Origin of the sequence: Streptomyces sp. PR69, assembly GCF_026420845.1 — a bacterium.
Lineage (GTDB): Bacteria > Actinomycetota > Actinomycetes > Streptomycetales > Streptomycetaceae > Streptomyces.
In genome coordinates, this window is record NZ_JAOWCB010000004.1 from 316,453 (window position 1) to 337,959 (window position 21,507).

The 21,507-nt window shown below is 72.9% G+C and carries 20 protein-coding genes and 1 pseudogene; 12 read left to right on the plus strand and 9 right to left on the minus strand.

The window, feature by feature from the left end:
• Positions 1-47 precede the first annotated feature (47 nt).
• On the minus strand, positions 48-830 hold the full coding sequence (locus OF819_RS06060) for a 2,3-dihydro-2,3-dihydroxybenzoate dehydrogenase (protein WP_267242298.1): 783 nt from the start codon (positions 828-830) through the stop codon (positions 48-50).
• Positions 831-995: 165 nt separating this feature from the next.
• Here OF819_RS06060 and OF819_RS06065 point away from each other — a divergent pair, with 165 nt between their 5' ends.
• A complete protein-coding gene (locus tag OF819_RS06065; RefSeq protein WP_267242299.1) occupies positions 996-1,172 on the plus strand; it encodes a hypothetical protein in 177 nt (58 codons plus the stop codon).
• On the plus strand, positions 1,108-1,329 hold the full coding sequence (locus tag OF819_RS06070; protein WP_267242300.1) for a hypothetical protein: 222 nt from the start codon (positions 1,108-1,110) through the stop codon (positions 1,327-1,329). The genes OF819_RS06065 and OF819_RS06070 overlap by 65 nt, the downstream gene beginning before the upstream one ends.
• Before the next feature lie 42 nt (positions 1,330-1,371).
• Here OF819_RS06070 and OF819_RS06075 read toward each other — a convergent pair whose 3' ends face one another.
• The 4 genes and pseudogenes from OF819_RS06075 to OF819_RS06090 all read right to left on the minus strand — a co-directional run.
• Complete coding sequence (locus tag OF819_RS06075; protein ID WP_267242301.1) at positions 1,372-2,853, minus strand: PP2C family protein-serine/threonine phosphatase; 1,482 nt, start codon at positions 2,851-2,853, stop codon at positions 1,372-1,374.
• Between the two features lie 39 nt (positions 2,854-2,892).
• Positions 2,893-4,437, minus strand: a complete 1,545-nt coding sequence (locus tag OF819_RS06080; RefSeq protein WP_267242302.1) for an MFS transporter — start codon at positions 4,435-4,437, stop codon at positions 2,893-2,895.
• A 148-nt stretch (positions 4,438-4,585) separates the two neighbouring features.
• A complete protein-coding gene (locus OF819_RS06085; RefSeq protein ID WP_267242303.1) occupies positions 4,586-4,984 on the minus strand; it encodes a RidA family protein in 399 nt (132 codons plus the stop codon).
• A gap of 836 nt (positions 4,985-5,820) precedes the next feature.
• Positions 5,821-6,933, minus strand: a pseudogene (locus OF819_RS06090) (acyl-CoA dehydrogenase family protein); the annotation flags it as partial.
• Positions 6,934-7,061: 128 nt separating this feature from the next.
• Between OF819_RS06090 and OF819_RS06095 the strand changes: the two are divergent.
• Positions 7,062-8,690, plus strand: a complete 1,629-nt coding sequence (locus OF819_RS06095; protein ID WP_267242304.1) for an AMP-binding protein — start codon at positions 7,062-7,064, stop codon at positions 8,688-8,690.
• A gap of 22 nt (positions 8,691-8,712) precedes the next feature.
• On the plus strand, positions 8,713-9,522 hold the full coding sequence (locus tag OF819_RS06100; RefSeq protein ID WP_267242305.1) for a PaaX family transcriptional regulator C-terminal domain-containing protein: 810 nt from the start codon (positions 8,713-8,715) through the stop codon (positions 9,520-9,522).
• Between the two features lie 243 nt (positions 9,523-9,765).
• On the opposite strand, the gene OF819_RS06105 is transcribed toward OF819_RS06100, so the two are convergent.
• Positions 9,766-12,183 carry a bifunctional salicylyl-CoA 5-hydroxylase/oxidoreductase gene (locus OF819_RS06105; protein ID WP_267242306.1) on the minus strand — a complete coding sequence of 806 codons (2,418 nt, stop codon included), beginning with the start codon at positions 12,181-12,183 and terminating at the stop codon, positions 9,766-9,768.
• Entirely contained in the window at positions 12,180-13,007 is an 828-nt protein-coding gene (locus OF819_RS06110; protein WP_267242307.1) for an enoyl-CoA hydratase family protein, read from the minus strand. The genes OF819_RS06105 and OF819_RS06110 overlap by 4 nt, the downstream gene beginning before the upstream one ends.
• A gap of 197 nt (positions 13,008-13,204) precedes the next feature.
• Between OF819_RS06110 and OF819_RS06115 the strand changes: the two genes are divergently transcribed.
• A complete protein-coding gene (locus tag OF819_RS06115) occupies positions 13,205-13,648 on the plus strand; it encodes an ATP-binding protein (protein WP_267242308.1) in 444 nt (147 codons plus the stop codon).
• Here the strand turns inward: OF819_RS06115 and OF819_RS06120 are convergent.
• Together OF819_RS06120 and argF are read right to left on the minus strand one after the other, a co-directional pair.
• Positions 13,626-15,059 carry an amino acid permease gene (locus tag OF819_RS06120; RefSeq protein WP_267242309.1) on the minus strand — a complete coding sequence of 478 codons (1,434 nt, stop codon included), beginning with the start codon at positions 15,057-15,059 and terminating at the stop codon, positions 13,626-13,628. The genes OF819_RS06115 and OF819_RS06120 overlap by 23 nt on opposite strands.
• 147 nt (positions 15,060-15,206) lie before the next feature.
• Positions 15,207-16,217, minus strand: coding sequence for an ornithine carbamoyltransferase (argF, locus tag OF819_RS06125; RefSeq protein ID WP_267242310.1), 1,011 nt, complete (start codon positions 16,215-16,217; stop codon positions 15,207-15,209).
• Positions 16,218-16,301: 84 nt separating this feature from the next.
• On the opposite strand from argF, the gene OF819_RS06130 reads away from it, so the two are divergent.
• The 7 genes from OF819_RS06130 to pqqE all read left to right on the plus strand — a co-directional run.
• On the plus strand, positions 16,302-16,823 hold the full coding sequence (locus OF819_RS06130; RefSeq protein ID WP_323748899.1) for a GAF domain-containing protein: 522 nt from the start codon (positions 16,302-16,304) through the stop codon (positions 16,821-16,823).
• Between the two features lie 180 nt (positions 16,824-17,003).
• Positions 17,004-18,212 carry a PQQ-dependent sugar dehydrogenase gene (locus OF819_RS06135; protein WP_267242311.1) on the plus strand — a complete coding sequence of 403 codons (1,209 nt, stop codon included), beginning with the start codon at positions 17,004-17,006 and terminating at the stop codon, positions 18,210-18,212.
• A gap of 43 nt (positions 18,213-18,255) precedes the next feature.
• Entirely contained in the window at positions 18,256-18,405 is a 150-nt protein-coding gene (locus OF819_RS06140) for a pyrroloquinoline quinone precursor peptide PqqA (protein WP_267242312.1), read from the plus strand.
• Positions 18,406-18,413: 8 nt separating this feature from the next.
• A complete protein-coding gene (gene pqqB, locus OF819_RS06145) occupies positions 18,414-19,328 on the plus strand; it encodes a pyrroloquinoline quinone biosynthesis protein PqqB (RefSeq protein ID WP_267242313.1) in 915 nt (304 codons plus the stop codon).
• A complete protein-coding gene (pqqC, locus tag OF819_RS06150) occupies positions 19,325-20,047 on the plus strand; it encodes a pyrroloquinoline-quinone synthase PqqC (RefSeq protein ID WP_267242314.1) in 723 nt (240 codons plus the stop codon). Before pqqB ends, pqqC begins: the two co-directional genes overlap by 4 nt.
• Positions 20,044-20,316 carry a pyrroloquinoline quinone biosynthesis peptide chaperone PqqD gene (pqqD, locus tag OF819_RS06155; RefSeq protein WP_267242315.1) on the plus strand — a complete coding sequence of 91 codons (273 nt, stop codon included), beginning with the start codon at positions 20,044-20,046 and terminating at the stop codon, positions 20,314-20,316. The genes pqqC and pqqD overlap by 4 nt, the downstream gene beginning before the upstream one ends.
• Positions 20,313-21,507: pyrroloquinoline quinone biosynthesis protein PqqE (pqqE, locus tag OF819_RS06160; RefSeq protein ID WP_323748900.1), on the plus strand; the 1,195-nt coding region annotated here is incomplete at its 3' end. The genes pqqD and pqqE, both read left to right, overlap by 4 nt.

Consider the following 21,507-nt stretch of genomic DNA (forward strand, 5'->3'; position numbering starts at 1 on the left):
GGTCTCGGGCGCGCGAGCGCGGGTATGGACACGTCGGCATTCCTTTCTCAGGCGCGCAGGGTTGCGCCGCCGTCGACGAACAGGTTCTGCATGGTGATGTGCCGGGCGCGGTCGGAGACCAGGAACAGCACGGCGTCGGCGATGTCGGCCGGGTCGGCGATGCGGCCGAGCGGTATGCCCACCCGGAACTGCTCCGGGGTGCCCGAGATCACCCGCGCGAGGTCGTCCTCGTCGTTCCACAGCAGGCGCTGCATGGGGGTGTCGGTCGAACCGGGCGAGACCACGTTGCACCGGATGCCGTGGCGGGCGACCTCCAGGCCGAGGCAGCGCGTGAGCATGGCGGCCGCGGCCTTGGAGGCGGCATACGCCCCCATGCCGGCGCGCGGTACGCCGACGGCGTTGGAGGCGACGGTCACCAGGGCCCCGCGGCCGCGGCCGACCATCCGGCGGGCCAGTTCGCGCAGGACGAGGAACGTGCCCGTCGTGTTGACGGCGAAGGTGTCCGCCCAGTCCTCCTCGGCGGTCTCGCACAGCAGCCCCGGCCGCAGGATGCCCGCCACCGACACACCGATGCCGATGGGCCCGATGTCGTTCTCCGCCCTGGCGACGACGTCGGCGACCGCGGTGGGGTCCGACACGTCGGCGGCGAAGGGGACGACCATCCCGGCCGAGCGTTCCGCGAGATTCGCCAGGCCGTCCGCGTCGACGTCGACGGCCGCGACCACGGCACCCTCGCGGACCAGACCGTCGACCACGGCGGCGCCGATCCCTCTGGCCGCCCCGGTGACCAGCGCCACCGAGGGTGCGTTCCGCGCGTTCCAGGCCGGCATACACTCCCCCCCGTCACTTAAGTAAGGCTTACCTAATTAAGGTAAGCCCAACCTAACTGGAGCTTGTGCCAGAGGCAAACTCACACCGCGGCCACGTGCGACGGGGCGTCATGTCACCCCGCGGGTCAAGAGATCAACGCGGGTGCCCCCAGGAGACCGGGCGTCATGAGCAGCGGACTCACGGGGACGGCGACGCCCGCGGCCGTGGCAGCGCGCAGCCGGAAGCCGGTCTCGCCCAAGATCAGCACACTGCGCGTCGGCACCGACGTGTTCGACCGTGCAGGCACGCAGGTCGTCGCGGACGGCGTCGGCGTCCCAGCGGGCATGGCGCAGCAGCTATGAACGCCTCACCGAGGAGACCCGCAGGCGTGAGCAGGAGCTGCGCGGCGTCATCAGTCCCGCCTGCATCGACACGCCGCTGGACAATCTGCCCCGGTGGGTGGACGCGGCGCACCGGGGGCTGTTGCGCTGGGTCGTCTTCCACTGCCGCCGCTCGTGACCTGCCCGGCTGATGGCCAGGCAGGTGATCGGCTCCGGATTCCTATTCCGGCTCCGGGAGGGCCCGTTCGCGGATGCGGGCCGCCATCAGGGCCACATCGTCCTCCGCGTGGGCGGCGTCGAGGCGGATGAGGACCTCGTCGGCCAGTTCGTCGACCGTGCAGCCGGGGCGGGGGCGGACGCGGGCGAGGCGGGCGAGGGAGAGGTCGATGTCCTCGCCCCGCCGTTCGACCAGGCCGTCGGTGAACAGCAGGAGCGTGTCGCCGGGGTGCAGCCGGCGGCTGGCGATGTCATAGCCGCCGAGGCCCGTGCCGAGGGGCGGGCCCACGGGCACGTCGACCACTTCGGCGGCGCCGTCGCCGGTGAAGACGGCGGGCGGCAGATGGCCCGCGCTGGAGAAGGAGACGATGCCGCGGGCCGGGTCCACGCGGGCCAGCAGACAGGCGGCGGGACGGCGGGACGCGGCGTCGGAGATGGCCATGTCGAGGCGGCGCAGCACCCGGTGGGGCGGCAGGTCGGCGGCCGCGACGTCGCGGAGTGCGGCGCGGTAGCTGTTCATGTCGACGGCCGCCGCCACACCGTGGCCCATCACATCGCCCATGACGAGCAGCGTGCGGCCGAAGTGGAGGCGTACGGTCTCGAACCAGTCGCCGCCCACCAGGTCCCCGGTCCCGGAGGGCAGATAGCGGGTGGCGAGCTGGAGGTTGGGGTGCGGCAGGCCGGGGTCGGTCAGCAGGGTGCGCTGAAGCTCGACGGCGGTGCGCCGGGCGTCAGCGTAGCGGTGGGCGTGGTCGACGGCGAACGCGGCACGCAGCGCGGCCGACTGCACCAGCAGCACATCGTCGCGGGTGAAGCGGGAGTGCGCGCGTGCCGCCAGGAGCACGCCCAGCGCCCGTTCGCGGGCGATCAGGGGCGCCGCGAGCCATCGGTCGTCGAGGACGGGGCGGCCTTCCCGGACCGCGCGCTCCGCGGCGGCCGCCGCGGGGTCGGCGAGCAGTTCCGTCTTGCCCGCCGCGGCGGTGCGCTGGAGCGGGGCGGCGGGCGCGGCCGCGTCCGCGGAGTCCGGGGCCGCGGAGTCCGGGGCCGTCAGATCGACGGCGGCGGCGTCGGCGAGGGCGGTGCTCACATAGTGGGCGAGTTCCTCGCAGGTCGTCCTCGCGTCGAGGGTCGTGCCGATGCGGTCGGCCGCGTCCGCGACATGGAGGCGGGGCGGCTGTGGGCCGGGGGCCTGCTGGACCAGTACGCCGATGAGGCCGAGCACCTGTGAGCGTGCTCCGGTCATCCGCTGCCAGGTGCAGCGGCGGCCGGGGCTCGCGTGGGTGCGCGGGCGGCCGTCGGCGAGGACGGCGGCCAGCAGACCGGGCGGCCCGGCGACGTCCGCCGCCCGGGCGCCGACGGGCCGGCCTTCGAGGCCGTCGGCCGGCTCCCCCGTCATCCGGCGGTAGGCGTCGTCCGCGAAGAGGTAGTTCGCATCCGCGTCCAGCAGCGCGACTCCCGCCACGGCGGGCACATCGTCGGCGCACACGTTCCGCCTCCTCCCTCTCACGCCCGTCTCGCACTGTCGTCACGGCCCCGGGGTGAAACCTCCTTGCAGGCGTTCGAGGTCGGAGGGCCGCACCTGGATGGCGAACAGCGCGATGAACGCGCCGATGACGGCGAAGGCGGCCGCGGTGACAAAGGCCGCGGAGGCCCCGGCGGTGAGCACCTGGTCGCCCCAGGGCGGCGGAAGTTCCCCGGTGCGGTCGAACTCGGCGCGCTGGGCGGGCGTGGCGCGGGCCAGGAAGGACGGGATGAGCTCGCGGGCCTTGTCGGCGCTGAACGTCCCGGCGACGGTGACCAGGATGGACAGTCCGAGCGAACCGCCCACCTGCTGGGTGGCGTTGAGGACCCCGGACGCCGCACCCGACTCATGCGGCGGGACCCCGGACAGCGCCATCAGGGTCAGCGACACGAACTGCAGCCCCATGCCGAGGCTGAAGACGAGCATCGGCCCGAGGATGCTGCCCGCATAGGTGGAGTGGATGTCGGTCAGGGTCAGCCAGGACAGCCCGGCGGCGGACAGCAGCGCGCCGACGACCATGAACGGCTTGGGGCCGTACCGGGGCAGCAGCTGGGAGGCGGTTCCCGCGCCGACCGCGATGACCGCGCTGACTGGCAGAAAGGCGAGCCCTGCCTGCAGCGGGCTGAAGTCCAGCACATTCTGCACGAAGAGGGTGAGGAAGAAGAACATGCCGAAGATCGCGGCGGCGAGGCAGAGCATCATGCCGTAGGTGGCGGCCCGGTTGCGGTCGGCGAACATCTTCAGCGGGGTGATCGGCTGCCGGGAGCGCCGCTCGATCAGGAGGAAGACCGACAGCAGCACGGCGGCCCCGCCGAAGGCGGCCAGGGTCAGTCCGTCCCGCCAGCCCTGCTGGGCGGCGCGGATGAAGCCGTACACGAGCATCACCATGCCGGCGGTGGAGGTCAGCGCACCGGCGAAGTCGAAGTTGCCGGGATGGCGTTCGGACTCCTGGATCCAGCGGGGCGCGGTGAGGGCGATCAGCAGCCCGATGGGGACGTTGACGAAGAACACCCAGCGCCAGTCGAGCCATTCGACGAGCACGCCGCCGGCGAGCAGTCCGATGGCGCCGCCGCCGGCGGAGACGGCCGCGAAGACCCCGAACGCCCGGTTGCGGGCCGGTCCTTCGGCGAAGGTGGTGCTGATCAGCGCCAGCGCGGTCGGGGAGGCGATGGCCCCGCCCATGCCCTGCAGGGCGCGTGCGGCGAGCAGCTGGCCGGGGTTCTGGGCGAGCCCGCCGAGCAGCGAGGCCAGGACGAAGAGCAGGACGCCGAAGATGAAGACCCGTCTGCGGCCGAGGATGTCGCCGGTCCTGCCGCCGAGCAGCAGCAGTCCGCCGAAGGTCAGGGTGTAGGCGTTGATGACCCACGACAGGTTGGTGGTGGAGAAGTCGAGCGCTCGCTGGATGTGCGGAAGCGCGATGTTCACGATGGTGATGTCGAGCACCACCATGAGCTGGCACGAGGCGATGATCAGCAGCGCGATCCCGCTGCCGCCGCCCTTGTGCGGGGCGGCGGTCTGCGTCGGCGGCGTCGGCTGCGAGCTGGTCATGGTGCACCGTGCCCTCGTGTGAGGGCCAGCAGACGTGACCGCCCACGGTTCGACGTTAAGCCCGCCTCCCCCGCCCCACCAGTCGATCACGCCGGGGCGGAGGGCGAATGTGCTGGTCAGAGGGGTGGGGTGGGGTGGGGTGGGCGGCTCAGGGGAGCACTGCGAAGCCGTCGAGCTCCACGAGCGCCGGGTCGTCCCAGAGTCGTACGACGCCGATGACGGCCATCGCCGGGTAGTCGCGGCCGGCGAGCCGCCGCCAGATCCGGCCCAGTTCGGGTGCGTGCGCGCGGTAGTCGGCGACGTCCGTGGCGTAGACGGTGACCCGGGCGAGGTCGTGCGGGGCGCCGCCCGCCGCGGCGAGGGCGGTGAGCAGATTGGCGAGAGCGGTCTCGAACTGCTCGGGCAGCGTGTCGCCGACGACGCCGCCGCGGCCGTCGAGCGCGGTCTGCCCGGCCAGGAACACCACGCGCGAGCCGGTGGCGACGACGGCATGCGAGAAGCCCGCGGGCGGGGAGAGTTCGGCGGGGTTACGGCGGTCGAGACTCATACGGCCCCCTCCGCGGGCCCCTCGCCGGACGGCCCCTCCTCAACGGGCCCCTGCCCGGCGGGTCCTGCCGTGACGGGCCCCTGCCCGGCGGGTCCTGCCGCCGCACGCCCGGCCTGCACGGGCCGCTCCCTGACGGGTCCTGCCGTAACGGGCCCTGGCGTGACGGGCCCTGGCACGGCGGACGCCTGCCCGGCGGAACCCCGCACGGCAGGGCCAGCCTCCGCGCACCCGGCCTGCACGGGCCGCTCCCTGACGGACCCTGGCACGGCGGGCCCCTGCCCGGCGGAACCCCGCTCGGCAGGACCCGCCTCCGCGCACCCGGCCTGCACGGGCCGCTCCCTGACGGACCCTGGCGTGACGGGCCCCCGCACGGCAGGACCCGCCTCCGCGCACCCGGCCTGCGCCGGCCGCTCCCTGACGGACCCTGGCGTGACGGGCCCTGGCATGGCGGGCCCCCGCACGGCAGGACCCGCCTCCGCGCACCCGGCCTGCGTCGGCCGCTCCCTGGCGGGGTCTAGCTCCGCGGGTTCCCCGCCGGGCGGGGACTTCTCGGGCGGGCGCGGCCCGGCCGGGGGCTGTCCTCCTCTGTCCGGAGACAGTCCCGTGCCGTGCGAGGGAGGCGCTCCCCCGGTCCGCTCGGCGGCCGGGGCGAAACCGGCGCCCGATGCCGTGCCGGCGGCCAACGGCCGCCCGGCCGGGGCCGCGCCCCCGGAGGCACCGCCGCCCCCGGCCCGCCCGGCGCCCGATGCGAACCCCGCAGGGAACGCATCCGGGGCCGGGGCCGGGGCCCCGGAAGGCCCGCCGGGCCCGGACGTGGAACCGGCGGGAGACCCGTCGGCGGATGCGTACAGGCGGCGGGCGATGACCGTGCGCTGGACCTCGGTGGCGCCCTCGTAGATCCTGGGCGCCCGCACCTCGCGGTAGAGGTGTTCCAGCAGATGTCCGCGCCGCAGCGCCCGCGCACCGTGCAGCTGGACGGCCGCGTCCACCACATACTGGGCCGTCTCCGTGGCCAGCAGCTTCGCCATCGCCGAGCGGGCGGGGACATCGGCGGCCCCGTCGTCGTACGCGGCGGCCGCGGCATAGACGAGGAGCCGGGCCGCCTCGGTGCGGGTGGCCATCTCGGCGACCGTGTGGCCCACGGACTGGAGGTCCTTGAGCGGTCCGCCGAAGGCGGTGCGGGTCGCGGTGTGCGCCAGGGCGGCGTCCAGGGCGGCCTGCGCCATGCCGACGGCGAACGCGCCGACGCTGGGGCGGAAGAGGTCAAGCGTGCGCATGGCCACCCGGAAGCCGCGGTCTGCCCGGCCCAGGACGTCGTCGGGTCCGACCGGCACACCGTCGAAGACGAGCGTGCCGATGGGGTGCGGGGAGAGCATCTCCAGCGGGGCGCCGGTCAGCCCCGGCCGGCCGGCCGGGACGAGGAAGGCGGTGATGCCGCGGGCCCCGGCCCCCTCGGCCGTGCGGGCGAAGACGGTGTAGAAGTCGGCCTCCGGCGCGTTGGAGATCCAGCACTTCTCGCCGCTGAGCCGCCAGCCGGGGCCGTCCGGCACGGCCTTGAGTGCCAGGGCGGCCGCGTCCGAGCCGGCGTCCGGCTCGCTGAGCGCGAAGGCGGCGACGGCGCGCCCGGCGGTCACCTCGGGCAGCCACCGTTCCCGCTGCGCCTCGGTGCCCGCCTGGTGGACCGGGGCCGCCCCCAGTCCCTGGAGGGCGAGGGCGGTCTCGGCCTCCGTACAGCCATGGGCGAGGGATTCGCGCAGCAGGCACAGTTCCAGCGCTCCTCCGGTGAACACCCTTCTGAGCAGGCCCAGTTCGCCGAGTGCGGCGAGGAGCGGGCGGTTGACCCGGCCGGGCTCGCCCGCCTCGGCGAGCGGCCTGAGCCGTTCGGCGGCGAGCGTACGCAGCTGGGCGCACCAGGCGGTCTGCACCGGATCGAGTGAGAATGCGGACATTCGTGGCCCACTCCCTACGCCGCTATCGCGGACCGTTGACTGTCGTCACCATCACGATACGCTCCCTGTGCGAAGCCGCGACGCCACCATGACAAGGCCCGCCACCACGGCAAGGGGGGCGAACGACCATGGAGCTGACACCCTCGGCCCATCTCGACACCTTCGCGCGCGACCGCCTGCCGCCGCCCGCCCAGTGGCCCGATCTGCTGTACGGACCGCCCGGTCCGGTCTATCCCCAGCGGCTGAACTGCGGCGCGGAGCTGCTGGACGCCACGGTCGAGCGCTTCGGGCCCGGCCGGCCGGCATTCCGCACCGGCGACGGCGAACGATGGACCTACGGGCAGCTCCGCGAGCACGTCGACCGGATCGCACATGTGCTGACGGACCGTCTGGGCGTGGTGCCCGGCAACCGCGTCCTGCTCCGCGGGCCGACCACCCCCCGGCTGGCCGCCTGCTGGCTGGCGGTGCTGAAGGCGGGCGCGGTGGCCGTCACCGTACTGGCCCAGCAGCGCGCCCCCGAGCTGCGGACGATCTGCGAACTCGCCGAGGTCAGCCATGCGCTGTGCGACGAGCGGTCGCTGGAGGGCCTGAGGGAGGCCAAGGCGCCCGGACTGCACATCACCCCGTACGGCTCCGACGGCCCGGACGATCTGCTGCACCTGGTCGCCGAGGCCCCGCGGACTCCGTACCCGGCTGTGCCGACCGCGGCCGATGATGTGGCGCTGATCGCCTTCACCTCCGGCACCACCGGTCGGCCCAAGGGCTGTCTGCACTTCCACCGCGATGTGCTGGCCGTCGCCGACACCTTCTCCGCCCAGGTGCTGCGCCCGGAGCCCGACGACATCTTCGCGGGCAGCCCGCCGCTGGGCTTCACCTTCGGCCTCGGCGGGCTGGTCGTCTTCCCGATGCGGGCGGGCGCGTCCGCGCTGCTGCTGGAGCAGGCGGGTCCGAAGCAGTTGCTTCCGGCGATCGCGGAACACCGGGTGTCGGTGCTGTTCACCGCGCCCACCGCCTACCGGGTGATGCTGGAGAGCCTCGCGCAGGACGGCGCCGGGCACGATCTCGGTTCGCTGCGGCGCTGTGTGTCGGCCGGGGAGAACCTCCCGGCGGCCACCTGGCGGGCCTGGCACGAGCGGACCGGACTGCGGATCATCAACGGCATCGGCGCGACCGAACTGCTGCATATCTTCATCGCCGCCGCAGACGAGGCGATCCGGCCCGGCACGACCGGCCTGCCCGTCCCGGGCTGGCAGGCGCGGATCGTGGACTCCTCCGGCCGCCCCGTGCCGGACGGCGAGCCCGGACTGCTGGCCGTGCGCGGCCCGGTCGGCTGCCGCTATCTGGCCGATCCACGCCAGACGGAATATGTGCGGGACGGCTGGAATCTCACCGGCGACACCTATGTACGGGAGCCGGACGGCTACTTCCGCTATGTCGCCCGCGCCGACGACATGATCATATCGGCCGGGTACAACATCGCCGGGCCGGAGGTCGAGGAGGCCCTGCTGCACCATCCGGATGTCGCGGAAGCCGCGGTCGTGGGCCGCCCGGACGAGCTGCGCGGCCAGATCGCCGTGGCGTATGTGGTGCTCCGGGAGGGCGTGGAAGCCGGGGACGACGCCGCCGAGGCGCTGAACACGGCGGTACGGGAGCGGCTCGCCCCGTACAAGTGCCCGCGCTCCATCGTCTTCCTCGACGCCCTGCCGCGCACCGCGACCGGGAAGCTCCAGCGTTTCAGGCTGCGGGACCTTCGATGACCGCGGGCTCTAGAGTGATCGCGTGGCCGAGCAGCACACCCCCCGCTCCCTGATCGTCACCCTGTACGGCGCGTACGGACGCGAACGGCCGGGGCCGTTTCCCGTGGCCGAACTCATCCGGCTGCTCGCGGCCCTCGGCGTGGACGCCCCGTCCGTACGCTCCTCCGTCTCCCGGCTCAAGCGCCGCGGACTGCTGGTCGCCGAGCGTACGGCGGAGGGGGCCGCGGGCTACGCCCTGTCCGCGGACGCCCGGCAGCTCCTCGACGACGGCGACCGGCGGATCTTCGCCCGTACCTCCCCCGAGCTGTCCGAGGGCTGGGTGCTCGCGGTGTTCTCGGTGCCCGAGTCGGAGCGGCACAAACGCCATCTGCTGCGCTCCCGGCTGTCCCGGCTGGGCTTCGGCTCCGCCGCGCCGGGCGTGTGGATCGCACCGGCACGGCTGTACGAGGAGGCCCGGCACACGCTGCGGCGGCTGCAACTCGACCCGTATGTGGAGCTGTTCCGCGGCGAGCATCTGGGCTTTGCGCCGACGGAGGAGGCGGCGGGGCGCTGGTGGGATCTGACGGCCATCGCCAAACAGCACGAGCAGTTCCTCGATCTGCACGAGCCGGTGCTGCGGGCCTGGGAGGCCCGCGAGGACACCCCGCCCGAGGAGGCGTACCGGGACTATCTGACGGCGCTGGACTCCTGGCGCCGTCTGCCGTACGCCGACCCCGGGCTGCCGGAGGCGCTGCTGCCGCGAGGCTGGCCGGGTGGGCGCTCGGCGGAGGTCTTCGCGAGGCTGCATGGGCGATTGCGGGATGCGGGGGCGGGGTTCGTCGACGCGCCGTAGGCGCCTTTTCCCCTACCCTCCCCCTACGCCCTGGGGGCGTGGGGCGACCCCCACTTCCCGTAACTGGGGGCTTTCGCCCCCAGACCCCCTGTACGGCCTTCGGCCGTATCCTCAAACGCCGGACGGGCTGGAAAATCCAGCCCCGCCTGGGGGTACCCCCGGACGGAGTCTGGGGGAGATTGAGGCGCGGGGGTTCGGGGGCGGAGCCCCCGGAAACGGGGGCTGGGGCTTCAGCCCCAGGGCTTAAGGGTCCAGGGTGAGGCGGGGCTTGGGGGCGTCGGTGCGGCCCGTAGGGGGTTTGCGGCTGCCCGCGCGGTACGGCGGCGGCCAGGGCGCGGCCTCGCCCGTGTACTCCTGGTCGGCCGCCGCGTGCAGGGTCCAGTGCGGATCGTAGAGGTGGGGGCGGGCCAGGGCGCACAGATCGGCCCGGCCGGCCAGCAGGAGCGAGTTGACGTCGTCCCAGGAGGAGATCGCGCCCACGGCGATCACGGGGATGTGCAGCTCGTTGCGGATGCGGTCGGCGTAGGGCGTCTGGTACGAGCGGCCGAACTCGGGGCGCTCCTGAGGGACGACCTGCCCTGTGGACACGTCGATGGCGTCCGCGCCGTGGGAGGCGAAGGCACGGGCGATCTCGACGGCGTCGTCCGCTGTGGTGCCGCCCGGGAACCAGTCGACGGCCGAGATGCGGACCGTCATCGGCCTGTCGTCGGGCCAGCGCTCGCGTACGGCGTCGAACACTTCGAGGGGGTAGCGGAGGCGGCGGGCGAGACTGCCGCCGTAGGCGTCGGTGCGGTGGTTGGTCAGCGGGGAGAGAAAGCCGGAGAGCAGATAGCCGTGGGCGCAGTGGAGTTCGAGGAGGTCGAACCCGGCGTGCGCGGCGCGCCCCGCCGCGGCGGCGAACTGCTCGCGGATCTCGCCGAGCCCGGCGCGGTCCAGCGCGTGCGGGACCTGGTTGACCCCGGCGCGGTACGGCAGCGGTGAGGCGGCGGTCAGCGGCCAGTTGCCGTGGTCCAGCGGCTGGTCGATGCCCTCCCACATGACCTTGGTGGAGCCCTTGCGGCCCGAGTGGCCGAGTTGTACGCCGATGGCCGTGCCGGGCGCGCTGGTGTGGACGAAGTCGGTGATGCGCCGCCAGGCGGCGCCCTGAGCGGGGGTGTAGAGGCCGGCGCAGGCGGGGGTGATCCGGCCCTCGGGGCTGACGCACACCATCTCGGTCATCACCAGACCCGCGCCGCCGAGGGCGCGGGCGCCGAGGTGGACGAGGTGGAAGTCTCCGGGGAGGCCGTCCTCGGCGGCGTACATGTCCATGGGCGAGACGACGACGCGGTTGCGCAGCGTCAGACCGCGCAGCCGGAAGGGGGTGAACATCGGGGGTGTGCCGGGCGGGCAGCCGAAGTCGCGCTCCACGGCATCGGTGAAGGCGGGGTCGCGGAGCCTGAGGTTGTCATGGGTGACCCGGCGGCTGCGGGTGAGCAGGTTGAAGGCGAACTGGCGGGGCGGCTGGCCGAGATAGCCGCCGAGCTCCTCGAACCAGCGCAGGCTCGCGGCCGCGGCGCGCTGGGTTGACTCGACGACGGGGCGGCGCTCCGCCTCGTATGCGGCGAGGGCGTCGGGGAGCGTGGGCTGTTCCTCGATGCACGCGGCGAGCGCGAGCGCGTCCTCGACGGCGAGTTTGGTGCCGGAGCCGATGGAGAAGTGGGCGGTGTGCGCGGCGTCGCCGAGCAGCACGGTGTTGCCGTGGGTCCAGCGGTCGTTGACAACGGTGCGGAAGGCGGTCCAGGCGCTGTTGTTGCCGCGCAGCGGGCGGCCGCCGAGGGCATCGGCGAAGATCTTGGCGCAGCGCTCGGCGGACTGCTGCTCGTCGCAGTCCGCGAGGCCCGCGGCGCGCCAGACCTCCTCGCGCATCTCCACGATGACGGTGGAGGCGCCGGGCTGGTTCCCCGGCCCGGAGGGCCTCGCCGCGGGGCGGCGGCGGGCGTAGGGGTAGGCGTGGAGCTGCATCACGCCGTGCTCGGTCTCGGCGATCTCAAAGCGGAACGCGTCGAACGCGAAGTCGGCGGCGAGCCATATATAGCGGCAGCGGTGGGAGGTGATCCGCGGGCCGAAGGCTTCGGGGTGTGCGGAGCGGGTGGTGCTGTGCACCCCGTCCGCGGCGATGACGAGGTCGTGTGTGCGGGCGAGTTCCGCGGCGGGCGGGGCGGGTGTACGGAAGCGGAGCTCCACGCCGAGCCCGCGGCAGCGCTCGTGCAGTATCTGGAGGAGCCGGCGTCTGCCGAGGGCGGCGAAGCCATGGCCGGTGGAGGTGAGGGTGCGGCCGCGGCAGACGATGTCGATGTCGTCCCAGCGGACGAACTCGCGGCGGAGCGCGCGGTAGACGGCGGGGTCGGCGTGCTCGATGCCGCCGAGGGTCTCGTCGGAGAGGACGACGCCGAAGCCGAAGGTGTCATCGGGGGCGTTGCGCTCATAGACGGTGACGGCGCGCGTGGGGTCGAGCCGCTTGAGCAGCGCGGCGGCGTAGAGGCCGGCGGGGCCGCCGCCGATGACGGCGACGCGGAGGGCGAGGGTGGGCGCCGTACCGGGGGCTCCGCCCCCGGACCCCCGCGCCTCAAACTCCCCCAGACTCCGTCCGGGGGTACCCCCAGGCGAGGCTGATTCCTTCACCGGCCCCGCCACTCGGGCGCGCGCTTCGCCGTGAACGCCGCGTGGAACTCCGCGTAGTCCTCCCCCTTCATCAGCAGCGCCTGCGTCGACGCGTCCAGTTCGACCGCCGCCGCGAGCGGCATGTCCAGCTCCGCCGTGAGGAGGGCTTTCGTCTGGGCCTGGGCGAGGGCCGGGCCGTCGGCGAGACGGCGGGCGAGGGCGGCGGCGCGGGCGGGGGCCTGGGAGGCGGGGGTCAGTTCGCTGATGAGGCCGATGCGCTCGGCCTCCGCGGCGTCGACCGGTTCGCCCAGCATCAGCAGGCGGGTCGCATGGCCGAGGCCGACGACGCGGGGCAGCAGATAGGCAGCGCCCATGTCGCCCCCGGAGAGCCCCACTTTGGTGAAGAGGAAGGCGAACCGGGCCGACGGGTCGGCGACGCGGAAGTCGGCGGCGAGGGCGAGCACCGCGCCCGCGCCGGCCGCGACGCCGTGGACGGCCGCGACGACGGGGAAGGGACATTCGCGCACCGCCCGCACGACCTGGCCGGTCATCCGGTTGAAGTCCAGCAGCTGTGCGGCGTCCATGGAGAGCGTCGCGCCGATGATCTCGTCGACGTCGCCGCCGGAGCAGAAGCCGCGGCCCTCGCCGCCCAGGACGAGAGCGCGTACGGACCGCTCGCGGGAGAGTTCGGACAGCAGATCGCGGAGATCCGCATATGCGCCGAAGGTGAGCGCGTTGAGCTTCTCGGGGCGGGCGAGGGTGACGGTCGCGACGCCGCCGTCCGTCGTCAGCCGCAGGTGACGCCATTTCTCGGTGCTCTGCGCGGAACCGGTGAAGGGGCTCATGGGCGAGTGGCCTCCCTCTGCGGGCGGTGCCTGCCGGGCTTTGAAGTTATCACCCTTATGTGACTGCCGTCATCTATACGCGATACAGATGTCCGGCTCCGGATATGAACCCGTCTCAGATGTGACACAGGTCGCATCCCCGGCAGCCGACCGTTCGTATGGTTGTCGCCAGCATCTCCCCGAACGGACACCGGACCTTGCTCCACGCACCCGGCCACCGCCCGGCCCCCGGCCCCGGCCATGGCTCCTGGCGCATCGCGCTGCCGCGCACGGCCGTCGCCGTGCCCATGGCGCGCGCCCTGATCCGTACGGCGCTGGCGGAAGCCGGGGGAGCCGCGGACGGCGACACCGCGGAGCTACTCACCGCCGAGCTGGTGGCCAACGCCGTCGAGCACGCGGCCGGCGCGGCGCCCGTCGAGCTGGTCGTGGAGCTGCTGCCGTCCGGCTGCCGGATAGAGGTCCACGACTCAGATCCCGCGCCACCCGGGGACCTCACCCCGCCCGGACCGGGCTGCGCGCCGGACCCCTGGCAGGAGCACGGCCGGGGCCTGCTGCTGCTCCGCACCCTGAGCACCGCGTGCGGACACCGCCCCACCCCCGCGGGCAAGGCGGTGTGGTTCACCCTCTCGGCGCGGCGCTGACCAGGCCGGGCCGGTCGTCCCGCACGGCGGCCAGCCGTGAGCGGCGGCGGCCGTATCCCGCGTACACCGCCGCCCCGGCCGCGAGGAACACCGCGAACTGCGCCCAGGTCTGCCAGCCGGTCCCCCAGATCAGATACAGACAGAACAGCACGCCGAGCACCGGGCTGAGCGGATACAGCGGGACGCGGAACCGGGTCTGCGTCCCCGGGTGGCGGCGGCGCAGCGCGATCACCGCGACATTGACCGCCGCCATCACGGCGAGGGTGCCGATGGTGCTCAGATTCATCACCTTGTCGAGCGGCACGACGGCGGCGGGGACCGCGAAGACGGCCGTGACGATCCAGGTGTTGGCGACCGGGGTGGACGTCTTCGGGGAGACGCGCTCGAAGACGCCGGGGATCAGCCCGTCGCGGGACATCGACATCAGGATGCGGGTCTGCCCGTACAGCACGGCGAGGACGACGGAGGCGATGGCGACGACCGCGCCGAAGGCGATGACGCCGCCGCCGAGGGAGGAGCCGGTGACCTGGTTGACGACGAGCGAGAGCGCCGCCGGCTGGCCGGCGACCTCGTCGGCGGACATCGCGCCGATCGCGGCGAGCGCCACCAGCCCGTAGAGCACGGTGACGACGCCGATGCAGATCATGATCGCGAGCGGGATGTTGCGCCGCGGGTTCTTGACCTCCTCGCCCGCCGTGGTGATCGCGTCAAAGCCGATGTACGAGAAGAAGGCGAGCGACGCTCCGGAGGTGATGCCGGCCAGGTGGTGCGGCGCGAACGGCGTGAGGTTCCCCGCCTGGTAGGCGGTGAGGCCGACGGCGCAGAAGAGGACCAGGATCGCGATCTTCAGCACGGCCATGACGGCGGTGGCACGGGCGCTCTCGCGGATGCCGCGCACCAGCAGCAGGGCGGCGAGCACCATGATCACCACGGCGGGGATGTTCACGATGCCGCCCTCGCCGGGCGGGCTGGAGAGCGCGGCGGGCAGCTGCACGCCGATCAGGCTGTCCAGCAGTTCATTGAGGTACTGGCCCCAGCCGACCGCCACCGCGGACGCCGAAACGCCGTACTCGAGCAGCAGACACCAGCCGACGAGGAAGGCGACGCGCTCGCCGAGGGTGGCGTAGGCGAAGGAGTACGAGCTGCCGGAGACCGGGATCGCGCTGCCCAGCTCGGCGAAGGAGAAGGCGGTGAAGACGCAGGTGATCGCGGCGAGGACGAACGAGACGAGCACCGCGGGGCCCGCCTCGGCGACGCTGTCGGAGAGTCCGACGAAGATGCCCGTGCCGACGATCGCCCCGACGCCGAAGCACACCAGCTGGAACAGGCCCATGGTGCGCTTCAGACCGTGCCCTTCGAGATCCGCGCCGGACTCGGCGACGAGCTGTTCGGGGGTCTTGATGCGGCGCATGGGGTGGTTCTCTCGCTGGTCGTACGGCTGGCGGCACACAGAAAGGGGGCCCGAGCTGCGAGCTCGAACCCCGCGATCAGTTGTGGTCACGTCGTGCGCATTGACACGTCGTGCGCATTCAGACGTGGTACGCATTCAATCGCATCGCTATGCCGATTGTGCCCCCAATGTGGCGACCATCACGGCCTTGATCGTATGCATCCGGTTCTCCGCCTGATCGAAGACGACCGAGTGCTCCGACTCGAAGACCTCGTCGGTGACTTCGAGTTCACGCAGCCCATGGTTCCGATGGATCTCCCGGCCGACCGCGGTGCCGAGATCGTGAAAGGCGGGCAGGCAGTGCAGGAACTTCACCGACGGGTTGCCGGCGGCGCGCAGCACGTCCATGGTCACGGAGTACGGCCGCAGGGCGGTGATCCGCTCGTCCCAGACCTCCTTGGGCTCCCCCATCGACACCCAGACGTCGGTGGCGATGAAATCCGCGCCGCGTACGCCGTCCCCGATGTCCTCGGTGAGAGTGATCCGTGCGCCGCTCGTCTCGGCGGCGGTCCGGGCGCGGGCCCGCACCTGCTCGGACGGCCAGTATGCGCGGGGTGCGACGATCCGTACGTCCATGCCGAGCAGCGCGCCGGTCACCAGATAGGAGTTGCCCATGTTGAGCCGGGCGTCGCCGAGATAGGCGAAGGAGATCTCCTCCGGCGGGCGGTCGCCGTGCTCGGTCATGGTGAGGACGTCGGCCAGCATCTGGGTGGGGTGCCAGTCGTCGGTGAGGCCGTTGTAGACCGGCACTCCGGCGTACGCGGCGAGTTCCTCGACGACCGCCTGGCTGCTGCCCCGGTACTCGATCGCGTCGAACATCCTGCCGAGGACGCGCGCCGTGTCCTTCACCGACTCCTTGTGGCCCAGCTGCGAGCCCGACGGGTCCAGATAGGTGGTCGACGCCCCCTGGTCCGCCGCGGCCACCTCGAAGGCGCAGCGGGTGCGGGTGGACGTCTTCTCGAAGATCAGCGCGATATTCCTGCCGCGCAGCCGCTGGACCTCGGCCGCCGCCCGCTTGGCGGCCTTGAGCTCCGCGGCCAGCTCGATCAGGCCGCGGAACTCGGCTGCGGTGAAGTCCAGCTCCTTGAGGAAGTGGCGGCCTGCGAGGTGTGTCGCCATAACGGCTGCTCCTGGGTCGCGGCGTGCGGTGCCGTTGGAAGTATATACGAAAAGCTGCATTCATATACAGAGGCCGTACGGGGCGTGTCGGCGCGGGACGCGCAGATCATGCATCCGGCCGGCGCGGTGCTCCGTCTGCCTCCGCAGACGCCGCAGGCCAGGTGTCTGGCCGAGCGGCGAGCGGTGCTCGAACCGGCCGTCGGCTCCGCCGCCTGGTATGCGCTGGAGCCCCCGGCCACCAGAGCCGAAGCCGGAGCCGCGGTCAGCGCAAAGACGGGTGCGGACGTCCACTCGCTCATGGTGGCGCCTCTCGCGGCACGCGGCCTGGTGCTCGGTGTGGTCAGTCTGCGGCGGTCGGAACGCCGGGAGCCGTTCGAGGAGGACGATCTGACGCTCGCCCAGGAGCTCGCCGCCCGCGCCGCCCTCTCCATCGACAACGCCCGCCGCTACACCCAGCAGCAACAGGCCGCGCTCAGCCTGCAGCGCAGCACCGACGAGGGAGGACGCGGCCTGTTCCTGGTCGCCCAGTTCACCGAGCGGTGGGGCACGCGCTACACGCGGGACGGCAAGACGGTCTGGACGGAACAGTCACTGAGCGGCCGGTGACGGCCACGCGTCACCGGCCGGCGGACCCCGGCCCGGCGCCCGGAGGTCCTGGCGCCCGGGGGCGACGCCTCGCGCCGGAGCCTCACTCGCCCGCATCACCACACATGGCGGCTCGATCGCACACGGTCAAGGATGTAGGCGACGGCTCACTCCAGGAGCGCGGCGAAGAAGGGTGTCGACGTGGCACGTTCAGATCGCCCGGTGCGGCGTCCGGCCCGCTGGGGCATGACTTCGCTGACCGGTGCAACCGCCGCGACCGCTGTGACTGCCGCGACCGCTGTGACCGCCTTGCTGACGGCCGGCATGGCGCAGCCGTCAGCATCCGGAGCCACAGTGCAGCCCGCCGTCGCCGCGGCGTCGGACACCGCCGCGGACGACTCCGCAGACGGCGGCGCCCCGGCAGACGTCACCACGTTCTCCAAGGGCTGGCACACCCCCTGGAGCATCTCGTTCCTGCCGGACGGACGCTCGGCGCTGGTGACCGAGCGTCTCTCCTACCAGGTCTACTCCCTCGACCGCGACGGCTCCAAGAAGCGGGTCGGCGAGGTGCCGTACACGGTCCCCGAGCCCTACACCCACGGCGCCGGCGGGCTGCTGGGGGTCGCTCCGTCACCGACCTGGAACGGCACGACGGACAAGCATGTGTTCTTTGTGCACACCGCGGAGAACGAGACCCGGGTGGCGAGGATGAGCTACGACGGCTCATCGCTCAGCGACTACACCATGGTGCTCGGCGGGATCGAACGGGGCGGTGACCACAACGGCGGCAATGTCGCCTTCGGCCCCGACGGATACCTCTATGTCTCGACCGGCGACGCCCTGCGGCCGGAACTCGCGCAGGACAGGACATCGCTGAACGGAAAGATCCTCCGGATCACTAAGGCCGGGGACCCCGCCCCCGGCAACCCCTTCGGCAACCGCGTCTACAGCTACGGCCACCGCAACCCGTACGGCCTGGCCTGGGACCGCAACGGCCGGCTGTGGTCGGCGGAAATCGGCGAGTCCGCGTACGACGAGCTCAACCTCATCAAGCCCGGCGCCAATTACGGCTGGCCCACCTGCGAGGGCTCCTGTGACGTCAAGGGGATGACCAACCCGAAGAAAGCCTGGACGCCGCCGCAGGGCGTGCCCGCCCATATCGCCATCGTGCGCAACGTCATCTATGTGGCGTCGCTCCGCGGCCAGCGGCTGTGGCGCGTCCCGATCGAAGGGGACAGCGAGCGCGTCGGCGCGGACACCGATTTCTACACCGGCCGGTACGGCCGGCTGCGCGCCGTCGCGAGGGTCCCCGGCTCGGACGAACTGTGGCTGGGCACCAGCGACCGCGGGTTCGGCAACGACGAGATCCTCCGCGTGACCATCAAGCAGTCCCCCAAGCAGTCCCCGTGAACAGCCCCCACGAGTAATCCCCACCGAAAGGCAGGTGCGACCGATGCGCGACACCGAGGAACAGGAGACGGAGCCGGTCGAGCAGGCTCCCTCCCCGGAGACCACGGACAAGGCCGCCTGGCAGACGCCCGATTACGAGGTCGTCGACACCGCCCTGGAGGTCACCGGCTACTACTCCCCCAGCTCCCGCTAGCCGACGCCATGCTGCTGCTGGTACTCGGCACCGCCGCCGGCGGCGGCATCCCCCAGTGGAACTGCGCGTGCCCCGCATGCTCCGGGGCACGCGCACAACCGCACCGGCGCCGCCGTCACGCGTCGCTCGCCGTCCGCACGGGCGAAGGCCGCTGGTACCTCGTCAACGCGACACCCGACATCGGCGACCAGATCGAAAGCCGGCCCGAACTCCACCCGGGGCCCCGGCCCCGGCAGACACCGGTCGCCGGACTGATCCTCACCGACGCCGAACTCGACCACACCCTGGGCATCGCGCGGCTGCGTGAGGCGGACCGCCTCCAGGTGATCGCGACGGCCCCCGTCCGCCGGGCTCTCCTGGACTGCCTGCGCCTCGGCGATGTGCTGGCCCCTTACACCTCCGTGACCTGGCGGGACCTGCCGCGGCGCGGCGCCGAGCCGCTGGAGCGCGCATCATCCGGCGTGCGGATATGCGCCATTCCGGTGTCAGGCAAACGCCCCCGGTACGCCGCCCGCATCCCGGACGACGACGCCTCGGACACCGGCGCGTGGGTCGTCGCAGTGCGCCTGTACGACCCCGCCTCCGGGGCCTCGGCCCTCTACGCTCCCGCCCTGGCCGCCTGGCCCGACCGTCTCCAGCAGGCCGCCGCCGAAGCCGACTGCGTCATCGTGGACGGCACTTTCTGGGACGACGAGGAGCCCCTTCGCACCGGGATCTCCGACCGCACCGCCACCGCGATGGGCCACCTGCCCATCGACGGGCCGGGCGGCACCGCCGAACGCCTCGCCCCGCTCTCCGCCCGGCGCCTCTACACGCACCTCAACAACACCAGCCCACTCGTCGACCCGGACGCGCCCCAGCACAAGCGGCTCGCCCGGCTGGGCATCGAGGTGGCACACGACGGGATGGTGATCGAGCTGTGAACACGGCGTCCGCCCCGCTCACGGAGCGCTGGACCTCCCCGGAGTTCGAGGCGCGGCTGCGTGCGGCAGGGGAAGAGCGGTACCACGACCGCCATCCCTTCAACCTCAGGATGCACAGCGGCGATCTCAGCCCGGCGGAGCTGCGCCGCTGGATCGTCAACCGCTTCCACTACCAGCGCCATATCCCCGTCAAGGACGCCCTGATCACTGCCAAGCTGAACACTCCCGCGCTGCGCCGGATGTGGCTGCGCCGCATCCAGGACCACGATGGGCGGGAAGAGGGCGAGGGCGGCATCGAGCGCTGGCTGAGGCTCGGCGAGGCGGCCGGCCTGGACCGCGAGACGCTGCTCTGCGCGGACGGCGTTCTGCCGGGCGTACGGCTGGCGGTCGACGGGTACGTCAACTTCTGCCGGCTGGGCTCGCCCCTCGAAGCCGTCGCCGCTTCGCTCACCGAACTGTCCGCCCCGGACCTGATGCGCGCCCGCATCGACGCCTTCGAACGCCACTACCCGTGGATCGGCCCCCGCGGCCTCTCCTACTTCCGCGGCCGTGTCCCCCAGGGGCGGCGCGACAGCCGGGAGGCGCTCGGCCTTGTGCTGGGCTGGGCCCGTTCCCGGGCCGACCAGGAACGTGCCGTGGCCGCGCTTCGCTTCAAATGCGACGTCCTGTGGTCGCTGCTGGACGCCGTGGACCGGGCAGACCGCCGGGAGCAGACATGAGGCCGGCGTCCGGGGACGACTGGCGGCCCGCGCCGGCGCCCGCCGTCGTGCGGCGGCACGACCCCGCACGCGACGCGGACCTGCTGCTCCTCCCCGAACGCGTCGGCATCCTCAGGGGCCGGGCCGGCACGGTCATCAGCCTGTGCGACGGCGTCCGCAGCGTGTGCGGAATCGTCGACGAGCTGGCCGCACGCTTCCCCGGCGCTCCCGTGGCCGCCGACGTCCCTCCCTTCCTCGAACGTCTGCGCAAGGAGGGCTGGCTCCGGTGACCCCCGCCGCTTCGGCGTCCGCGCCCGCCCGCCCCTGGGCCCTGCTGGCCGAACTCACCCATGCCTGCCCGCTCCACTGCGGTTACTGCTCCAACCCGCTGGAGCTGACCCGGCGATCGCGCGAGCTGACCGCCGAGCAGTGGACGGACGTGATGCGCCAGGCCGGCGGGCTCGGCGTCGTCCAGACGCATCTCTCGGGCGGCGAGCCGCTGCTCCGTGGCGACCTGGAACGGATCGTCATGGCGGCCGAGTCCGCAGGCATCTACACCCAGCTGGTCACCAGCGGCGTGGGCCTGGATCAGCCCCGGCTGTCCGCGCTCGCCGACGCCGGGCTGCGCAGCGTCCAGCTGTCCGTCCAGCACGCCGATCCGCGCGCCTCCGACCGGATCGCCGGACGCCGGTCCTTCAGCGAGAAGGAACGGGCCGCTCAACTCGTCCGGGCGGCCGGCCTTCCCCTCGGCCTCAACGTCGTCCTGCACCACGGGAACCTGGACTCCGTCGACGCCCTCGTCGAACTGGGTCTGTCCTGGGGCGTGGACCGCATCGAGCTGGCCAACGTCCAGTTCTACGGCTGGGGTCTGCTCAACCGCGCCGCGCTGCTGCCCACGCGCCGCCAGCTCGCCCGCGCGCGGGACGCCGTGGAGCGATGGCGAAAGCGGCTCTCCTCCGGCCCCGGACCCGACCTGGTCTGGGTCCTCCCCGACTACTTCGACGGAGTCGCCAAGCCGTGCATGGGCGGCTGGGGCGCGGTCTCGCTCACCGTGGCCCCGGACGGCGCCGTCCTCCCCTGCCCGGCCGCGGCCTCCCTGCCGGACCTGGCCCCGCCGAATGTCCGCGACCGCCCGCTGGCCTGGATCTGGGACCACTCCACGGCCTTCACCCGCTACCGCGGGACCAGTTGGCTGCCCGACCCCTGCCGCAGCTGTTCCCGCCGCGACGAGGACTTCGGCGGCTGCCGCTGCCAGGCGTACGCGCTCACCGGAGACGCCGCCCGTACGGACCCCGCGTGCCGGCTCTCCCCGGACCACGCCCTGATCCGGACGCTGACCGACGACGGCGCTGACGCGGCGCAGGCGGGCCCCGCCGCCACGCCCGCACGGGCCCGCGCCAGGCGGCGGGCGCCCAGCCGGCCAGTCGACCAGCCAGCCAGTCGACCAGCCAGACCTGAAGCGGTGACCCGCGGAGTCCGGC